Annotated in this window: 18 protein-coding genes; 17 read left to right on the top strand and 1 reads right to left on the bottom strand. The window is 64.1% G+C overall.

What is annotated here, in order from left to right:
• The first annotated feature begins 22 nt into the window (after positions 1–22).
• The 8 genes from H6955_22150 (at position 23) to H6955_22115 (ending at position 6,562) form a co-directional block, all read left to right on the top strand.
• On the top strand, positions 23–889 hold the full coding sequence (locus tag H6955_22150; GenBank protein MCP5316275.1) for an integrase domain-containing protein: 867 nt from the start codon (positions 23–25) through the stop codon (positions 887–889).
• Between the two features lie 193 nt (positions 890–1,082).
• Entirely contained in the window at positions 1,083–1,550 is a 468-nt protein-coding gene (locus H6955_22145) for a pili assembly chaperone (GenBank protein MCP5316274.1), read from the top strand.
• Positions 1,551–1,554: 4 nt separating this feature from the next.
• Positions 1,555–1,824: a hypothetical protein gene (locus tag H6955_22140; GenBank protein MCP5316273.1), complete on the top strand. Its 270-nt coding sequence runs from the start codon at positions 1,555–1,557 to the stop codon at positions 1,822–1,824.
• Positions 1,805–2,596, top strand: a complete 792-nt coding sequence (locus tag H6955_22135) for a TIGR03759 family integrating conjugative element protein (protein MCP5316272.1) — start codon at positions 1,805–1,807, stop codon at positions 2,594–2,596. Before H6955_22140 ends, H6955_22135 begins: the two co-directional genes overlap by 20 nt.
• 80 nt (positions 2,597–2,676) lie before the next feature.
• A complete protein-coding gene (locus tag H6955_22130; GenBank protein MCP5316271.1) occupies positions 2,677–3,141 on the top strand; it encodes a lytic transglycosylase domain-containing protein in 465 nt (154 codons plus the stop codon).
• A gap of 34 nt (positions 3,142–3,175) precedes the next feature.
• Positions 3,176–3,697, top strand: a complete 522-nt coding sequence (locus tag H6955_22125) for an integrating conjugative element protein (protein MCP5316270.1) — start codon at positions 3,176–3,178, stop codon at positions 3,695–3,697.
• Entirely contained in the window at positions 3,694–5,835 is a 2,142-nt protein-coding gene (gene traD, locus H6955_22120; GenBank protein ID MCP5316269.1) for a type IV conjugative transfer system coupling protein TraD, read from the top strand. The genes H6955_22125 and traD overlap by 4 nt, the downstream gene beginning before the upstream one ends.
• Positions 5,828–6,562, top strand: a complete 735-nt coding sequence (locus H6955_22115; GenBank protein MCP5316268.1) for a TIGR03747 family integrating conjugative element membrane protein — start codon at positions 5,828–5,830, stop codon at positions 6,560–6,562. Before traD ends, H6955_22115 begins: the two co-directional genes overlap by 8 nt.
• A gap of 421 nt (positions 6,563–6,983) precedes the next feature.
• On the opposite strand, the gene H6955_22110 is transcribed toward H6955_22115, so the two are convergent.
• Positions 6,984–7,649 carry a metalloregulator ArsR/SmtB family transcription factor gene (locus H6955_22110; GenBank protein ID MCP5316267.1) on the bottom strand — a complete coding sequence of 222 codons (666 nt, stop codon included), beginning with the start codon at positions 7,647–7,649 and terminating at the stop codon, positions 6,984–6,986.
• Positions 7,650–7,831: 182 nt separating this feature from the next.
• Here H6955_22110 and H6955_22105 point away from each other — a divergent pair, with 182 nt between their 5' ends.
• The 9 genes from H6955_22105 to H6955_22065 all read left to right on the top strand — a co-directional run bounded on the left by H6955_22105 (position 7,832) and on the right by H6955_22065 (position 16,484).
• Entirely contained in the window at positions 7,832–8,626 is a 795-nt protein-coding gene (locus tag H6955_22105; protein MCP5316266.1) for a sterol desaturase family protein, read from the top strand.
• A complete protein-coding gene (locus H6955_22100; protein ID MCP5316265.1) occupies positions 8,619–9,626 on the top strand; it encodes a VTT domain-containing protein in 1,008 nt (335 codons plus the stop codon). Before H6955_22105 ends, H6955_22100 begins: the two co-directional genes overlap by 8 nt.
• Entirely contained in the window at positions 9,623–9,967 is a 345-nt protein-coding gene (locus H6955_22095) for a DsrE family protein (protein ID MCP5316264.1), read from the top strand. The genes H6955_22100 and H6955_22095 overlap by 4 nt, the downstream gene beginning before the upstream one ends.
• 148 nt (positions 9,968–10,115) lie before the next feature.
• Positions 10,116–11,078 (top strand): AAA family ATPase, encoded by a 963-nt coding sequence (locus H6955_22090; GenBank protein MCP5316263.1) that lies wholly within the window; start codon positions 10,116–10,118, stop codon positions 11,076–11,078.
• Positions 11,078–11,998 carry a DUF58 domain-containing protein gene (locus H6955_22085; protein ID MCP5316262.1) on the top strand — a complete coding sequence of 307 codons (921 nt, stop codon included), beginning with the start codon at positions 11,078–11,080 and terminating at the stop codon, positions 11,996–11,998. Before H6955_22090 ends, H6955_22085 begins: the two co-directional genes overlap by 1 nt.
• 20 nt (positions 11,999–12,018) lie before the next feature.
• Positions 12,019–12,327: a hypothetical protein gene (locus tag H6955_22080; GenBank protein MCP5316261.1), complete on the top strand. Its 309-nt coding sequence runs from the start codon at positions 12,019–12,021 to the stop codon at positions 12,325–12,327.
• A complete protein-coding gene (locus tag H6955_22075) occupies positions 12,317–13,342 on the top strand; it encodes a VWA domain-containing protein (GenBank protein MCP5316260.1) in 1,026 nt (341 codons plus the stop codon). The genes H6955_22080 and H6955_22075 overlap by 11 nt, the downstream gene beginning before the upstream one ends.
• Complete coding sequence (locus H6955_22070) at positions 13,339–15,126, top strand: VWA domain-containing protein (protein MCP5316259.1); 1,788 nt, start codon at positions 13,339–13,341, stop codon at positions 15,124–15,126. Before H6955_22075 ends, H6955_22070 begins: the two co-directional genes overlap by 4 nt.
• Positions 15,120–16,484 (top strand): hypothetical protein, encoded by a 1,365-nt coding sequence (locus H6955_22065; protein MCP5316258.1) that lies wholly within the window; start codon positions 15,120–15,122, stop codon positions 16,482–16,484. Before H6955_22070 ends, H6955_22065 begins: the two co-directional genes overlap by 7 nt.
• The last annotated feature ends 47 nt before the right edge of the window (positions 16,485–16,531 follow it).

Genomic DNA, 16,531 nt, shown 5'->3' with positions numbered 1-16,531 from the left:
ACTTATCTGACCGAGAAACACCGTGCGCGACCTGAACTACCAACTCAAAGAACTCTGTCGACGTAACCGCGACGGCGGCTATGCGACCCAGCAGAACCGGGAACGCCAGCTCAGTCTGATGGCCGATCAGCTGCACGCGCTGGGCTACCGCGCTATGAATGCCCGGTCCCTGAAGCCGAAACACGTTGAGGCACTAGTGAGAAGGTGGCGGCAGGAGGGATTGTCGATCGGGACGGTCAAGAACCGCATGGCCGCACTGCGCTGGTGGGCGAATAAGGTAGACCGCCGGAATGTGGTCGCGCGATCCAATGATCACTACGGGATCCCCGAGCGCCGTTTCGTGAGCACCGGATCCAAAGCAAAACAGGTGGACCGCGTCGATCTGGAAAGGGTGCGCGATCCGCACGTACGGATGAGCCTGGAGCTCCAGCAGGCCTTCGGGCTGCGCAGAGAAGAGGCGATCAAATTCAACCCGTCCTACGCTGACCGCGGAGACCGCCTGATCCTCAAGGACACCTGGACGAAGGGCGGCAAGGCCCGAGAGATCCCGGTGCGCAATGAAGCGCAGCGAGCGGTACTCGATCGCGCCCACCGCCTGGCCGGACGTGGGTCCTTGATCCCAGGCCATCGTAACTACCGACAGCAGCTGCGGATCTACGAGCGCCACACGGCCAATGCCGGGCTGTCGAAACTACATGGTCTGCGGCATGCCTATGCGCAGCAGCGGTACGAAGAGCTGACCGGGTGGAAATCGCCGGCGGCCGGCGGCCCTACAGCGGCAAGACTGTCCCCGGACGAACGCAGGCTGGACAAGGCGGTACGGCTTCAGATCAGCGTTGAGCTTGGGCATGAACGCGAGCCCGTAACGGCGGTTTATCTAGGTCGATGAAGTGTTTGCCGAGGCGCTGGAACGGCTTGGCCTGGGCCAGGACATACGTCGTCACCTTTGCTATCACGGTGGATGAACTGAGCCGAAACCGCGCACAGACGTGCCGCCGTTTTCCGTTTCATCGGATCCGTCATCACGACAGCATTCACGCAACGAGAACGCATAGGGCGTTCTTGGATCTTCCAAGCGTGCGATGCGACGACTGTTTTCCCAACATCGATTTCCGTGCACGAGCCTGGTCCTCCTGAGCACCGTGGCACCGCCGTGTGCGGTTGCCGCGGAAGTCCAGGTCGGCCGATATGCCACCGTAGCCACGACCCCAACGGAGGCGCAGGTTCGTCTCTTGAGCGCAATCGTTCGCGTCGAGTTTCCGGGCTCGGTGACACGCGTCGGCCAGGCGGTCGAGCATCTGCTGCAACCGAGCGGCTACCGGCTGTCACCCCAGCATGCCGCGGAGCCTACTCGGCAAAGTCTTCTTAACCTGCCGTTGCCGGAACCGCACCGGATGCTGGGTCCCATGCCTCTGAAAACGGCCCTCGAGACCTTGGCGGGCCCGGCCTTCCGCCTGGTCGAGGATCCGGTTCACCGATTGGTGAGTTTTGAGCGCTGTGCGCCTGTTCGATACGAGCGGCCCGCCAGCTCCGGTACGGAGGTGAGGTGAACCCATGGAGGTGGTGATTGCCGTCTTGATCCTGATTGGTGCCATGGTCGCCGGCTCGACCTCGCCAACTTCTGACGAAGGCAGTGCCGAGCGTGAACCTGTGACCGAGTCGGAGCAGACCTCACCAACGCAACGCGTCGAGGCCACGCTTGGACCCTGCCGTTTCCCCGATGGGCGGCTCATCCAGCGGGATTTGACGTTGCCCACTGCGTCGACCCCAACAACTTCCGCCGCGAAGCATGAAGAGGCCGGGCATGGCTGCGCCGATCATTGAAAAGAAGTCCATGTTAGTCGGCATTACGTTGGCCATGGGCATCACGATGTCGGTCAACGCCGGGCCGACAGTCACATCGGATGCGACGCGGTCGCAGTTCGCGCAGACGTCTGATGTCGTCTCGCCACTGTCCCCGACCGACAAGGCCCGCGCGACGATCTGGGATCTTTCGGATACCGAGTGGCGCCGCTACCGGAGCCTCATGGACGGCATCCGTGGCAGCATCAGTCCGGCCACCCTCTCCCCGATCGAGGTCTTGGGCATCCATGCGCGCGACGAGGCCGAGCGCCGGCGCTATGCCGAGCGCTGGGCGCGCCTGATGCGCGAAGATGCCGAACGGATCCTGGCCTTTCAGCATGCCTACGATCAGGCATGGCAACAGCTGTTCCCAGCAGAACCACTGATCGATCTCGCACGACTGCCAGATGACAAGGCGAGCGATGGGGCGCTGCTACCAAGAGATCGTGTGTTGTTCTTCACCCGTCCCGACTGCGCCAGCTGCGATGTGCTCCTCCAGCAGTTGCTCAAGCGGATCGACAGCGTGGCCGGGGTCGACATCTATCTCATTGGCCTCCCGCGGGACGACGACACCACGGTGAGGGATTGGGCCGAACGACAGTCGATCATGCCGGATTGGGTGCGAAGCCGTCGGGTCACGCTCAATCACGATGGCGGTGCCTTGTCCGAACTGACGCAGGGGAAGGGCCAGGCGCCGTACCTGTTGCGCCGGCGCGGTGACGTCCTGAGCGTGCTGTCGGGGTCGGCGCTGTGAGCCGGTTGTGTCGGCCATCCGTTCTTCTGCTCGTGCTGCTTGCACCAGGATTGGCGCTTCAAGCGCCGGCCCATGCATCGGTGCCGGTCGGCTACCAACAGGTGGCCGACGCCTACGATCTGCCCCCCGAAGTCCTGTACGCCGTAGCCCTGACGGAATCCGCCCGTCAGGTTGACAGTACAGGCAACGTTCGCCCCTGGCCCTGGACGTTGAATGTCCAGGGTAGGGGGCATTTTTTTGACTCACGGCAGGAGGCCGAGGCCGCGCTACAGGAGCATTTCGACGCGGGCCGGAGATCGATCGATATCGGGCTCATGCAGGTCAATTGGCGGTATCACCGGCAACGCCTCGGGAGTCCACAGCTAGCACTGGATCCCTATCACAACCTGAGGGTCGCGGCGGAGATCCTGCACCACTGTCACCAGAGCCGCCAAGACTGGTGGGCGGCCGTGGGCTGCTATCACGCGCCCAACAGCCCACAGCGGGCAGACCGGTACCGGGCACGGGTGCGCGCGCACTGGCAACGCCTGACCCGACGCGGGTAAGGGGCCGAGCGTGGCAATCCGTTACCGCCAGGCCATGCCTGTCTTGAGCACAACGGTGCTGCTCCTGTCGCTGGGGATGCCCGTGTCGGCGGGCAGTGCGCTGACCGTGATCTACGACAGAGGCGAGACCTATCCCCTGGCCCCGTTCCTCGAGGTTTTCGACGAGGAGCCGGTTCAAGAAGACGGGCCGCAGGCAAGCTCGGTCCAACCAATGCTGGGGGCTGCGGATCCCGAGCGGATCCTGCCGATTCGGTCGCCGGGGTTGACACCTGGCAAGGTGGAACCGCAAGACATCAAACGGCCCTTTGCGCGACCGTTCTTTCTGATCGGCTCCGATGGCCTCTCGCGAGAATGGTTCGCGACCCACCGCGATCGGCTCGCCGAGATCGGAGCGGTCGGGATGCTGATCGAGGCACAGACACTCGATGACCTGCGCGCCGTTGCGGCGATCGCCGAGGGTCTGCCGATCCTGCCGGCGTCGGCCAGTGACATCGCCGAGGCCTTGGGTCTGTCGCATTATCCGGTCCTGATAACCAAAGACGGCATCGAGCAGTGAGCCGGCATCCTGTCGAGGCGCTGCTTCGTCCGCCGGTCGAGCTCTGGTCTTCCGTCGTTGCGCTCGCGACGGCCGGTATCGCGGTGCTGGCGCCCTGGGCGCTGATGATGCCGCCGGGTGTGGCTTATGGCGCGGCTGGGGCGCTGGCCTTACTCGGCATCGTGCGCGGGCGCCAGGCCTGGCGGGTGCTGATCTATCAGCGCAACCTGCGCCGTCTTCCCACCTATCGGTTGCGGGCGGATCAGGTGCCGGTGAGTCGACGAAAACTCTTCCTCGGTCGGGGCTTCCGCTGGACTCAGAAGCACACCCAGCGCCTGCGCGACACCATTCGCCCCGAGGTTCAGCGCTACGTACAGCCTGGTCCGCTCTATCATTGGGCGCGCCGCAAGGAAGTCGCCTGGGAGGCGACACCGATCCTGGGTTGGCTTGCGGCGGGGTTACGCAGCCGCGCCTGGTGGAATCCCCTAAGGCCGCTGCCGCCGGTTGGCGGTAAACCGGCGCTGCACGCCGTGGAGCCCGAAGAACAGGATGTCTGGATGGACATCGGCGAGCGCGTCGGCCACACCCTGGTGCTGGGCACCACGCGGGTAGGCAAGACACGGCTTGCAGAGATCCTGATCACCCAGGACATCCGCCGCGGTGATGTGGTGATCGTCTTCGACCCGAAAGGCGACGCAGATCTGTTGCGCCGGGTCTATGCCGAGGCCAAACGGGCAGGGCGCGCGGACGAATTCTTTCTGTTTCATCTTGGGTATCCGGAGGTGTCCGCCCGCTACAACGCCATCGGTAGCTTCTCCCGGATCACGGAGGTCGCCACCCGGATCGCCAATCAGCTGCCGAGTGAGGGCAACTCGGCGGCCTTCAAGGAGTTTGCCTGGCGGTTCGTCAACATCATCGCCCGCGCCCTGGTGGCGCTCGGCCGGCGTCCGGACTACCAGCAGGTGCGTCGTTACATCAACGACATCGAACCCTTGTTCGTCGAGTACGCGCGCAAGCACCTGCGAGAGCACGGTGAGGCGGGGTGGGAGGCAGATTTGGCAGAGGTCGCCGCCAACACCAAGGAGCGCAACCTGCCCGCGGCGCTGCGTGGGCGCCATCCGGATGCGGTCGCCCTAATGCGCTATCTGAAAGACCAGGACCGCTACGATCCCGTTCTCGACGGACTGGTCTCGGCGTTCAAGTACGACAAGACCTACTTCGACAAGATCGTCAGCTCGGTCGGGCCCCTGATGGAGAAGCTCACCACCGGCAAGATCGCCGAGCTGATCTCCCCCGACTATCTGGACACCGACGACAACCGCCCCATCTTCGAGTGGTTGGAGGTGATCCGGCGCAAGGGGATTGTCTACGTGGGCCTGGATGCGCTGACCGACACGACAGTAGCGAGTGCCGTCGGCAACTCCATGTTCGCGGACCTGGTCTCGGTAGCTGGGCACATCTACAAGCACGGCGTCGAAGACCCGGCCGACGGTCCGACGCTGACGGGCGCCCTGGCCACGATGCCGACAATCTCCCTGCACGCCGACGAGTTCAATGAGCTGATCGGTGACGAGTTCGTGCCGCTCCTGAACAAGGCTGGCGGTGCCGGGTTCCAGGTGACCGCCTATACCCAAACCTGGTCGGACGTCGAGGCAAGGATCGGCAACCGGGCCAAAGCAGGGCAGGTCGCCGGCAACTTCAACACGCTTCTGATGCTGCGGGTGAAAGAGCTGGCCACCGCCGAAATGCTGACCGACCAGTTGCCCAAGGTCGAGGTCTTCACCTTGATGAGCGTGTCCGGTGTCGACGACTCCTCGGACCCGACCTCGGGTGTCGACTTCAAGTCACGCAACGAAGATCGCATCAGCGTCTCCGAGGTCCCGATGCTGACGCCGGCGGAACTGGTGGCGTTGCCGAAAGGCCAGGCGTTTGCGCTGCTCGAAGGTGGGCAGTTGTGGAAACTGCGCATGCCACTGCCGGATACCAGCAAAGATCCGGTCATGCCGCAGAGCCTGGCCGCGGTCGCCAACGAAATGGAACGGACCTACATCACCAACGACCAGTGGTACCGCCAGCGTGAAACCTGGTGGCACGCAGCGGCCGATACAGTAGCTGCCACCGAGCCCACGACTTGCTCGGCAGAGGATGACGATGGCTGAGGCAATGGCCGACCCACGACGGCGAGAGGTCCAGCAGGGTCTGACCTCGAGGATGCTGACGATGGTTGCCAAGGGCATGCAATGGCTGCTGTTGGCACTGTTGTTTTCGATCCTGAGCGAATGGGTGGGCATGGTCTTCTGGTGGCCCGATAAAGGCCTCCAGCACAGCCGGTCGATGCTCGAGGCAGAGATCGGGTACCTGGATTCGGATTTCCGGCGAAGTGTTGTGACCTCAAGCCCGGCCGCGTTCGCCAAGGCGGTAGCGGACAATGCTTACTACGCCTTGTTCGAGTTTACGCGGGTGGTCGACGTTATCGCCTGGCTGTCGGTGCCCCCAGCCCCCGACGAAAGCGGGCTGCGACCCAGACTCCACAACCTTTACGCGCCCGTTGCCAAGTTCGTGATTGCGGGCATGCAGGTCACCCAGGTGTTCTCCGTGCGCTTGGCCATCCTGACATTGGCAATGCCGGTGTTCGTACTGTTCAGTCTGATGGCCTTGGTCGACGGTTTCGTCAAGCGGGACCTGCGTCGCTGGGGCGGCGGCAGGGAAAGCTCATTCGTCTATCACTGGGCTAAACAATCGGCAATGCCGCTGTTGGTCCTGAGCTGGGTTGTTTACCTCGCGCTGCCGTTCAGCCTGCATCCCACTTTCATCGTGCTACCGTTCGCGACGCTGTTCGCGCTCAGCCTCGCCGTAACCGCAAGTACCTTCAAGAAGTACTTGTAGGGGTACCGGCATCTGGCGCATCGTCGATACCCCGATAGACGACCAACCCATACATGCGTCTCATCGGCACGGATTCTCAAGCGTTTGCGCGGCGTTTCGGCGGCACGGATAAACTGGTGATGAACGATTTCGGCAAGACCGACGTTACCCGCTAAGCGTGCCATCCTGTCCTCCAGTTTGACCAGGGTCTGGGCGGAAATCATGGGCTGGCGCTGCTTGCCTGAGTTGTGACAACGCGGTCGAAACGCACGATGAGCAGCACGTCTTAATGGGTCGAGGTCGTCAACGAGACCGATGCGACATCCAGCCCGAACCGCAGTGCCAGACGCATCGCAATGAAACCGGCTCTTACGATGCTGTTGGAACCCGTTGTGGAAGTGAACTTGGCGGTGCGCTTCGCGCCGCCCGTCGTTCACCTGTATTACGACTGCTCGATCGGGAGCCCGGCCCGCCGCCACTCCGGTAGCCCGTGCTCGAGACGCCTTGCGGAGAGCCCGGCCTTGCGCAGTCGGGCCACGGCTTCGTAAGCCAGTACGCACCAGGGGCCACGGCAATAGGCCACCACCTCGCGGTCGCGTGGTATCTGTTTCAACTGTTGCTTGAGCTTGTCCAACGGGATATTCAGTGCACCGGTAATGTGACCTTGCGAATACTCCTCCGGTGGGCGCACATCGATGACGGTCACCAATCCCTGCTGCGCACGGTTCAGGAGTTCTTCGGCGGGCACGGGCTCCAGGGCGTCACGGCTGTGCAGGTAGTGCGTGACCAGGTCACCAACTTTCTCAATGTGAGCCTCGGCGAGCACCCGCAGCTCGCGCACGGCATCGATCGCACGATCGTCTGAAAGCCGATAATGGATGTGCTTACCTTCCCGCCGCGCCTCGACCAGGCCGGCGCCCTTGAGCTGTTGCAGGTGCTTCGAGGTGTTGGCAATGGAGAGTCCGGCGGCCTTGGCCAGATCCTCGACCGTTCGCTCGCCCTGGGCGAGGAAGTCGAGCAATTCCAGGCGGGCCGCGCTCCCCATCGCACGGCCGATCACTGCCAACTGCTCAAACAAGGCCTGCTTGGGTTCCGCATTTCTTGACATCAGTTCACGCCCCGGCTAAACATTCAACTAAATAGTAGAATGTATCCAGAATTTACGGTTCAGTATAGCCACAGACTGCGCAATGCCAGTCAAGCACGAGGGGGCACGGGTACTTGGAAACCTTTTTGCAAACCCACGAGGCGGCAATCCGGCTCGGTTTCTTTGTCGGCACGTTTGTCGTGATGGCGCTATGGGAGGTGCTGGCACCGCGCAGGATCCTGACGGTCGGCAAGGCGCTCAGATGGGTCAACAACCTGGGTCTGGTAGTCCTGAACACGCTGCTGTTACGGCTGCTGTTTCCGGCCGCGGCAGTGGGCATGGCGGCGTTTGCTGCCGCTCAGGGTTGGGGCGTACTGAACTATGTCGAGCTGCCGTTGTGGCTCGCGGTGGCCATCGCGGTGATCGCGCTGGACTTCGTGATCTGGTTGCAGCACGTGATGGTGCATGCGATTCCGGTGCTTTGGCGGCTGCACCGCGTGCACCACGCCGACCCGGACTACGACGTGACCACTGGGGCGCGCTTTCACCCGATCGAGATCATCGTGTCGATGTTGATCAAGTTCGCGACGATTGCCGTGCTCGGCCCGCCGGTGGCAGCGGTGATTATTTTTGAGGTACTGCTGAACGCAACGGCGATGTTCAACCATGGCAACGTGCGCTTGCCCGCCAAGGTGGATCGCGTACTGCGCTGGTTTGTCGTGACCCCAGATATGCACCGGGTCCACCATTCCGTCGAGGACGATGAAACCAACTCGAACTTCGGCTTCAACCTGCCTTGGTGGGACCGCCTGTTCGGCACCTACCGCGACCAGCCACGCGGCGGCCACCAAGGGATGACGATCGGTATCCGAGGCTACGACCAGCCGCGCGACGTCAGCTGGCTACCCGGCCTGTTGCTGCTGCCGTTCCGCGGTCGGATCACCGGTTACGTGATCAATCGTCGGCAATGGTCGGGAGCGGATGGCACCCATGAATAGGACGATTGTACGCATCCTCCTATTGCTCGTGCTCGCGGCAGCGATTGCGCTTGGCTTTACATACCGCGAGCAGCTCGATGTCGCCGTGCTCGAGGCGTGGGTGGCCAGTGCGGGTGCCGCCGCGCCAGTGCTGTTTATCGGCGTTTACGCACTGGCAACCGTACTGTTTTTTCCAGGCTCCGTTCTGACACTCGTCGGCGGCGCACTGTTTGGCCCGGCCTGGGGTACGCTGTATAACTTGACCGGCGCGACGCTCGGTGCCGTGCTTGCTTTCATCATCGCGCGTTACCTGGCCTCGAACTGGGTCCAGGCGCGGATTGAGGCCGGCGCGGGCGGGCGAGTCGAGCGCCTCTTCAAGGGCGTCGAGGCCGAGGGCTGGCGATTCGTCGCCTTCACCCGGCTGGTGCCGCTGTTTCCGTTCAACTTGCTGAACTATGCACTCGGCCTGACACGCATTTCGCTGTTGCACTACACCCTCGCGAGCTTCGTCTTCATGCTGCCCGGGGCGTTGGCTTACACCTATCTGGGTTTCGCCGGGCGCGAGGCCGTTGCAGGCAACGAGGGCATGATCCGCAATGGCCTGATCGCGCTGGCGTTGCTCGCTCTCGTGACCTTCCTGCCACGCCTGGTGGCACGGCTGCGGGAAAAGCCGATGCTCACGGTCGAGGAACTCAAGTCGCGTGCGGATGCCGCACGGGGCCTGATTCTGGACGTGAGAACGGCTGCAGATTTCATCGGCGAGCAGGGCCACATCGTCAGCGCACTGAATCTGCCGCTCGAGGAACTCGCAGCACGTCTTGCCGAGTTGGGCGACGATCCAGAACGTCCGATCGCCATCGTCTGTCGAACCGACCGCCGTTCGGCCAAGGCCGCCGCCCTGCTGGCACGACGGGGCTTTTCCGATGCGCGCGTCGTTCGCGGCGGCATGACCGCATGGTTGGCTGAGGGTTGGCCGGTGGAGGGCCGATCCGATGCAACTACTGAAGGAGCCAAGGTATGAATACGCTGTTGATTCTCAATGACCCACCCTACGGGACAGAGCGCAGCTACAACGGTCTGCGTCTGGCCAAGGCGTTGGCCGGCAAAGGTGCCGAGATCAGCGTTTTCCTGATGGCCGATGCGGTGGCCTGCGCCAAGGCTGGCCAGAAGGTCCCGCAAGGCTTCTATAACCTGGAGTTGATGGTGAAGGCGGTGGCGCGCAAGGGTGAAGTCCTGCTGTGTGGCACCTGCATGGATGCACGTGGCCTTGGAGACGAGGAACTGGTCGAGGGCACGCGCCGCGGCACCCTGGACGAACTGGCAGATCGAACCTTGGCCGCGGGCAAGGTGTTGGTTTTCTGAGCAGTTTATGTTGCTCACATAGGTTAATGTCCGAGTCATCGGTTGCGGCAGATCATCGCCTGGGTTGTTCGCCGCTTCTCGCGATGGCGAGCCGATCTGTTTTTTGTCCGAATGTGAGGGCCAATTGAAAGACAACGACGAGGCGGATATGACCGAGCGGAGACCGCTTGCGGATCTGAAGCGGCAACTGCAGTCGATCATTGTCGGCCAGGAGCTGTTGCTCGACCGGCTGTTGATTGCGTTGCTAGCCGGTGGGCATGTGCTCCTGGAAGGTCCGCCAGGGCTGGCCAAAACCACGGTCGTGCATGCCTTGGCCTCGGGTCTGGACGCGGCGTTTCAGCGCGTGCAATTCACACCCGACCTGATGCCGGGTGACCTGACCGGCAGTGACATCTACGAGCCGGCCAATGGTAGCTTCCGCTTTGTCGAAGGCCCCCTGTTTCACGAGATTCTGCTGGCCGACGAGATCAACCGCGCCCCGCCCAAGGTGCAATCGGCACTGCTCGAGGCGATGGCCGAGCACCAGGTCACGGTCGGTGGTACGACCCGCCGCCTGCCGGAGCTGTTCATGGTGTTGGCGACGCAGAATCCGCTCGAGCAGTCCGGTACCTATCCGTTGCCCGAGGCTCAGCTCGACCGATTCCTGTTCAAGCTCGTCCTCGACTATCCCGACCTCGACGAGGAGATCGAGATCACGCGCCGTGCGCGACGCGCCAACGAAGGCCACGTCGAGGCCGCGGTACAGGCGGTGCTGAAACCCGCGCAGGTGTTGGCGTTACGCAGACAACTCGACAGCGTGTTCATCGAGGAACGGGTCGAGCGCTTTGCCGTTGAACTCGTCGTGGCGACCCGCAAGGTCGGCAGCTATCGGTCGGATTGGCAGGGGCTGGTACAGGCCGGCGCCTCGCCACGCGCGTCGATCGCGCTGTTGCGTGCGGCCACTGCGCGCGCGTTCCTTGACGGGCGTGACTATGTGCTGCCCGAGGACATTGTCGCGCTGGCCCCCGATATCCTCAGGCATCGCCTGGTGCTCGACTTCGCGGCCGAGGCCGATGGTGTCGGTGCAGACGACATCGTGTCGGGTCTGCTGACCGCAGTTCCGGCCCCCTGATGCGTAACACGCAATCGCTGCGGCAACCGACCGACGCGCCGCTGTTGAGCGAACAGGAGATCGCCGAACTGCTGGCCATACCACGCGGAAAGGCGGCCGCGGTGCGGCGCGCACCGCTGGCTGGTCGCCCCGGCGAGCGCCTGTCGCCGCGACATGGCAGCGGCACCGATTTTGCCGAGCCGCGTGTCTATCAACCGGGCGACGACCCGCGGCGTCTTGACTGGCGGGCCACCGCGCGCTCGGGTACGGCCTTGGTACGTACCTACCATACCGAGTTGAGCCGGCCACTGTGCCTGGTCATCGACCGGCGTGCCAGCATGCGGTTCGGGACGCGCGCCCGTCTCAAGGTCACGCAGGCAGTGCGCGTCGCCCTGATGCTCGCCGGACGCGAGGTACGAACCGGCGGGGAACTGGCGGCCGTACTCCTTGATGCCCCCTGCCAATGGCTACCGGCAGCGCGGGGGGCACGCTCCCTGAAACGCCTGGTCGATGCCGCCGTCGCGCCTTGTCCGCCGCGCGAGCCCGACACCGGCGAGCCGGGATGGGACAAGATTCTGGCCACTCTGCGCGGGCGCCTGGCGCAGGGCAGCGAGTTGGTGCTCATCTCCGATTTTTCCGGCCTGCAGGAACAGGATGAAGCTGCGCTGCGTTCGGTAGGTCGGTATTTTGATTGCCGGGCGATCCGTATCGCAGACCCGGTCGAGCGAGGAGAGATTCCACCGGTCGTACAGCGCTGGTACTGGGATGGCGCCACTGAGCAGGTCGACGGCGCTGATCCGGCAACTACCGATGCGCTGTCGGCGCGGCTGCGCTCTTGGGATGCGTTTCTCGATGACGCGTTCCGCCACGCCGGCATCCGGCTCGAGACGCTGTCCGTTGACGCCGAGATTTCCGACGGTCTGACGGTAGCCGCGTCATGAGCCAGGGCGGATTGGTGCAGATGGCCGACATCCTTCTGCCGTTGCCGCCCGAAGACGCAGGCATGAGTCTCGGCTGGCTGGTGGGCATGGCGCTTATCGTTGCTGCACTCGTGATCGGCTGGCGCTGGTGGCGCCATCCGCTGAGGCGGCTTGGACGCGACCTTGCACGGGAGCGGCTCTCACCCAGGACTGCGGCACACCGTTTGGCGCAACAAGTCGTCGGCGACTCCGACCTGCGGCGCGAGCTGGATCGCGTACGTTTTGGCCGTCAGCCGCCCTCGATGGCCGCGGTGCGTGAATTGATCCGCAGGGCTTCCGGTGGGCGCTGACATCGGCCTGTTGCAGCCCTGGTGGCTGTTGGCATTGCCGCTGCCTCTGGCCTGGCTGGCCTGGCGGCGTCGACGGCCGCGGCCCAGGCTCACAATACTGCAGCCGATGACCTTGCGGTTCCCGCTGCTGCGGATGATCAAGACAGAGGATCGTAACGCGGATGGTGCGCGTTCCAGGATAGCGGAACGTATGTTCGCATTGGCCATGGTCTTTGCGGTGATCGCTTTGACCCAGCCTGTACGCTTCGTCGGCAACGTCGAGGTGGAAACAGCGTCCGAACCGGTGGACCTGGTGTTGGTCGTGGGCACGCCGATCTCCATGGTATTGCGCGACTACGTCGTCGACGGTGAAAGGGTTGATCGGATGACCCTGACCAGGCGTCTTCTCGATCGATTCGTCGACAACTTTCAGGGACGACGGATCGGCCTGGTCGTGCTTGGCCGTCCTCCGGCGCTCTGGCTGCCGTTGACCAGCGACAAGACAGTGGTTCGGGATGCCATCGAACGCCTGCGCACCACCATGCTGAGTCGGGTTTCCGATACCGGCGCTGCGCTGCAACTGGTGAACGATGGTTTTGGCGATACCGCCGACAAGGTTGTCGTGTTGGTCACCGATGGCAGTCTGCAGCTCGGCGCGATCTCGCCGAATGCGGCGGCGAGAACGTTGGCGGCCGGCGGCAACACCTTGTACGTCATCGGCATCGGCGCGAGCGATCCGGCCGACTACGGTGGCGATGTCGGGGGTTTGATCTACGAGCCGATCGACCCGGCGGCACTGAGCGAGGTGGCGGCGGCCGGCGGCGGGCGTTTCTTTCATGCCCGGGATGTTGGCGGCTTCGAGGCCGCGTTGACCGTGATCGAGTCAGCTCACCGCAAGCCGGTGATGCCGTCACCCGCACAACGTGTCGTTCAGCCCTGGTACCCCGTGCCACTTGGTGCGGCCATGCTGCTGTTGTTGACCGCATCCCTGAAGCGGCGGACGGTCCGGACGCAGACCGGGGAGCCGGGTGCATGACCTGGGACCTGTTGTACTGGCGCGAGCCGGCGTGGCTGGGCGCGATGCTGTTGCCGCTGCTGGTCTACGGTTTTGCGCGCATGCGGCGGCGGCAGCTGTGGGACCGCCTGATCGATCCGGCGCTGCGCCCATGGGTCGAAGCGCCGGCAGCCCGCGGGCGCGGTTGGGTGAGACCGGCATTGCTGCTCGTTGCCTGGCTGCTGTTGTGCGTCGCCTTGGCCGGGCCGCGCACACCACGTTGGCTGCCACCCGATGTGAAGCCGGGCGTGGCAGTGATTGCCGTGGTCGATCTGTCCCTGTCGATGGCGGCGCGCGACGAGCGCCCCGACCGGCGCGCGCAGGCACAGGCCCTGTTGGCCAAGTGGACCGATTCTCTACCCGGAGCGCTGCAGTTCGGCCTGGTGGTCTATGCAGGACACGCGCACCGCCTGCTGACACCCACCGCGGACCACGATCTGGTGCGGCATTTCACCGGTGAGTTGGCGGACATCCAGCTACCCACACTGGGCAACGCACTCGATGACGCGTTGCGTCAGGCGGCCGCGCTGCTCGACCGGTCAGCGGCCGGCGCCGTCGAGCGCCACGTGCTTTTGCTGACTGATGGTGATCTCGACGAGAACGCGCAGAAGGCGGCAGAAGCCGCCGTCTCGGATGTGTTGCGGGCAGCCGCCATCCAGTTGCACGTGATCGGCATCGGCGGTGACGAGGCGGTCGGTGTTCCACGCAGCGCCACCGAGCCCCTGGTGATCGATGGGCAGCGCATCATGAGCCGGCGCGACGGCCGCTGGCTGGGAGAATTGGCCGCGCTCGGTGAAGGTGGATACCTCGCGGTAGAAGATATCGGTGCGCGCGCGTTGGCTGAGGTACTCGGCCTATCGGCGCCGCGTATCGATCCCGATGATCAGCAACAGGTGCTGTGGGAGGAATGGTTTGGCATCCCGTTGGTCGCGGGGATGTTGTTGTGCCTGCTCGCTCTGGAAGGCGGGCGCCCCACACAGATCACCGGTGCGGTCGTTGCGACCGTTGCACTGGTGCTGTCCGGTGGTGGTTGCGAGCGCGTCGTGTCGGTGACGGATGGCGGTACCGACATGCGCGCGGCGCTCCAGACAGGCGACTACGCCGAGGCCCGGCGACTCGCGGCTGCGCAGGAAGGCTATGACGCACGTTTTGCGGAAGGCGTCGCCTGCTATCGGCTTGAGGACTTTCCGTGTGCGCTGCAGGCGTTCGCGCGTGCGGCCTGGCTCGCGCCGGACAGCGCGGCGCGCGGTCGCGCGGCCTTCAATCTGGGCAACACGCATTTTCGTCTCGGCGACTATGCCCAGGCGTCGGTGTTGTTCGCTGACGCCGGCACGCTCGGTGTCTCACCGGAGGATGCCGCGCTCAATCGCAGCTTTGCCGACAGCCTCGCAGCGGCGGTCGAGCGTCAGTTGGCCGACATCGCGGACACCCAGCGCCGGGCGGCGTACCGCGCTGCGGCGCAGGACTTGCCGGACGAATTGCGGGACAGGCTCGCCGAAGGGATCACACTCTCCGATGCGCTGCGACGCCAACCCGCGTTCGCCACGCTTTCTGCGGATGCGCTGCAGGTGCTGGTTGCGCAGGGCATCACGCGGTCGGTGGTTGGAGGCGACGGTTCTGGCGGGCGACGACACTGGGTGCAAGCGAATGCGTCGGAAGCCATGTTGGGCACGGCCGGACTTTTCAACCGATTGTTGCCGATCGAGACTGGCATCGTGTCGACTGCCGACGCACCCTACGCGATAGAGGGTCAAAGGCCATGGTGAGAGTGGTCTTGCTACTCGTCGCCTTGGTGGCGATGACTTCCGTCGCGGATGCCGCCGCACTGCGCATCGAGGGTGCCAATGCCGAAGTCGAGATGGGCAAGTATCTCAATCTGCAGATCGTCTACGAGGGTGAATCCGCGGTCGGCAGCGCCGACCTGCAGCAATGGGCTGACGATTTTTTCATCGACGTACGCGACAGCGGCACCGAGAACTTGCTGAGCGGATCCATCCGCACGACCCAACAGGTGCGGCTCTACCCACGATCGACCGGCGAAGCCGTGCTGGAGCGTATCGCCCTGGGTGGGGCGGTCGCCGGACCGTTGCGCGTGACCGTCGTACCGGCGGTGCGCAACGGCATCGATGGTACGCCGCGCTGGCTGCCGTTGCCGGAACGCGTCTGGCAGGGCCAGGCCTTCGAGATCGCTGTCGACGCGGCTCTGATGCACCCTTCCAACCACATCGCGTTGGATGACGCGGTGCTGCCGGGCTTTGACGTGCAGCCGCTGCCGCGGCAGACAGAATCCCGCGACGGTGTTGAGGTGGTGCGCTTGCGATGGCGGGTAACGGCTGTGGAGCCGGGAGTGCATCGACTCGAGTTGCCACCGATCGAACAGCGGGGGCGCGGGCGGTGGCGCTTTTACCTGCGCGCGACCGAGATTCGTGTCGTGCCCTTGCCGAGCTACCTGCCGCCCAGCGTGCCGGTCGGCAAGGTGACGCTGGAGAGCGTACTGGTCCGCGGCGACGGAAAGCAATACTGGCAGGTCCACATCCGCAATCCGGGACGGCTGCCCGATGCAAGCTATGGCCTGCGCGCGGCGCTGGCCACTGCCTCCGGCATCAATCCGGATCGTCTGGGCGTTGCGGAGGTCGAGGCAGATCTGGAGACCGGTATCGCGTCACAACGCTATCAGGTGCCATTGCCGGACTGGTCGTTCGGCTGGGGTGATGGACCGACCATCACGCTACGCTATTTCGATACCGATGCCGGCCAGTTGACCGAAACAAGAACCTGGCTGCCGCCCGCATGGCGCATGCCGATTTATGCCGCCCTTGTTCTGATCGCGGTAAGCGTGCTGCTGTTGGTGGGGGCCGCCGCCTTGCTTGTGCGTGCAACTCGTCGATGGTTGGAACGCCGGCAATTCCGGCAACAGCTCGCTCGGGCACCCGATGCGCATGCACTGCGTCGCCTGCTGATCACGTCCACGGGGCATTCTATTCTGACCGATTGGGCGGCCCAGCAGCGCGATCCTGCCGCGACCGACGTTGCCGAGTTGATCAACAAGGTGTGCTTCTCCGCAGCAGCGCCGCCGGATTCCACCACGCTCAGACAGGCGTTGCGGCGCGCCCGGTTGTTGTGATTTTGCCACTCCGACGCGAAATGGCCGATGCTGTGGACGCGCCTATA

Source organism: Chromatiaceae bacterium (assembly GCA_024235395.1).
GTDB lineage: Bacteria > Pseudomonadota > Gammaproteobacteria > Chromatiales > Chromatiaceae > Thiosocius.
The sequence above is the reverse complement of the archived record's forward strand: the minus strand, read 5'-3'. Positions and strand labels throughout refer to the sequence as shown.

What these genes read in the sequence shown, in the direction of transcription:
- H6955_22145 (MCP5316274.1), top strand. Translation starts at nt 1,083, where the DNA reads ATGCGACGACTGTTTTCCCAACATCGATTTCCGTGCACGAGCCTGGTC.
- H6955_22140 (MCP5316273.1), top strand. Translation starts at nt 1,555, where the DNA reads ATGGAGGTGGTGATTGCCGTCTTGATCCTGATTGGTGCCATGGTCGCC.
- H6955_22135 (MCP5316272.1), top strand. Translation starts at nt 1,805, where the DNA reads ATGGCTGCGCCGATCATTGAAAAGAAGTCCATGTTAGTCGGCATTACG.
- H6955_22125 (MCP5316270.1), top strand. Translation starts at nt 3,176, where the DNA reads ATGCCTGTCTTGAGCACAACGGTGCTGCTCCTGTCGCTGGGGATGCCC.
- H6955_22115 (MCP5316268.1), top strand. Translation starts at nt 5,828, where the DNA reads ATGGCTGAGGCAATGGCCGACCCACGACGGCGAGAGGTCCAGCAGGGT.
- H6955_22110 (MCP5316267.1), bottom strand. Translation starts at nt 7,649, where the DNA reads ATGTCAAGAAATGCGGAACCCAAGCAGGCCTTGTTTGAGCAGTTGGCA.
- H6955_22105 (MCP5316266.1), top strand. Translation starts at nt 7,832, where the DNA reads ATGGCGCTATGGGAGGTGCTGGCACCGCGCAGGATCCTGACGGTCGGC.
- H6955_22100 (MCP5316265.1), top strand. Translation starts at nt 8,619, where the DNA reads ATGAATAGGACGATTGTACGCATCCTCCTATTGCTCGTGCTCGCGGCA.
- H6955_22095 (MCP5316264.1), top strand. Translation starts at nt 9,623, where the DNA reads ATGAATACGCTGTTGATTCTCAATGACCCACCCTACGGGACAGAGCGC.
- H6955_22090 (MCP5316263.1), top strand. Translation starts at nt 10,116, where the DNA reads ATGACCGAGCGGAGACCGCTTGCGGATCTGAAGCGGCAACTGCAGTCG.
- H6955_22085 (MCP5316262.1), top strand. Translation starts at nt 11,078, where the DNA reads ATGCGTAACACGCAATCGCTGCGGCAACCGACCGACGCGCCGCTGTTG.
- H6955_22080 (MCP5316261.1), top strand. Translation starts at nt 12,019, where the DNA reads ATGGCCGACATCCTTCTGCCGTTGCCGCCCGAAGACGCAGGCATGAGT.
- H6955_22070 (MCP5316259.1), top strand. Translation starts at nt 13,339, where the DNA reads ATGACCTGGGACCTGTTGTACTGGCGCGAGCCGGCGTGGCTGGGCGCG.
- H6955_22065 (MCP5316258.1), top strand. Translation starts at nt 15,120, where the DNA reads ATGGTGAGAGTGGTCTTGCTACTCGTCGCCTTGGTGGCGATGACTTCC.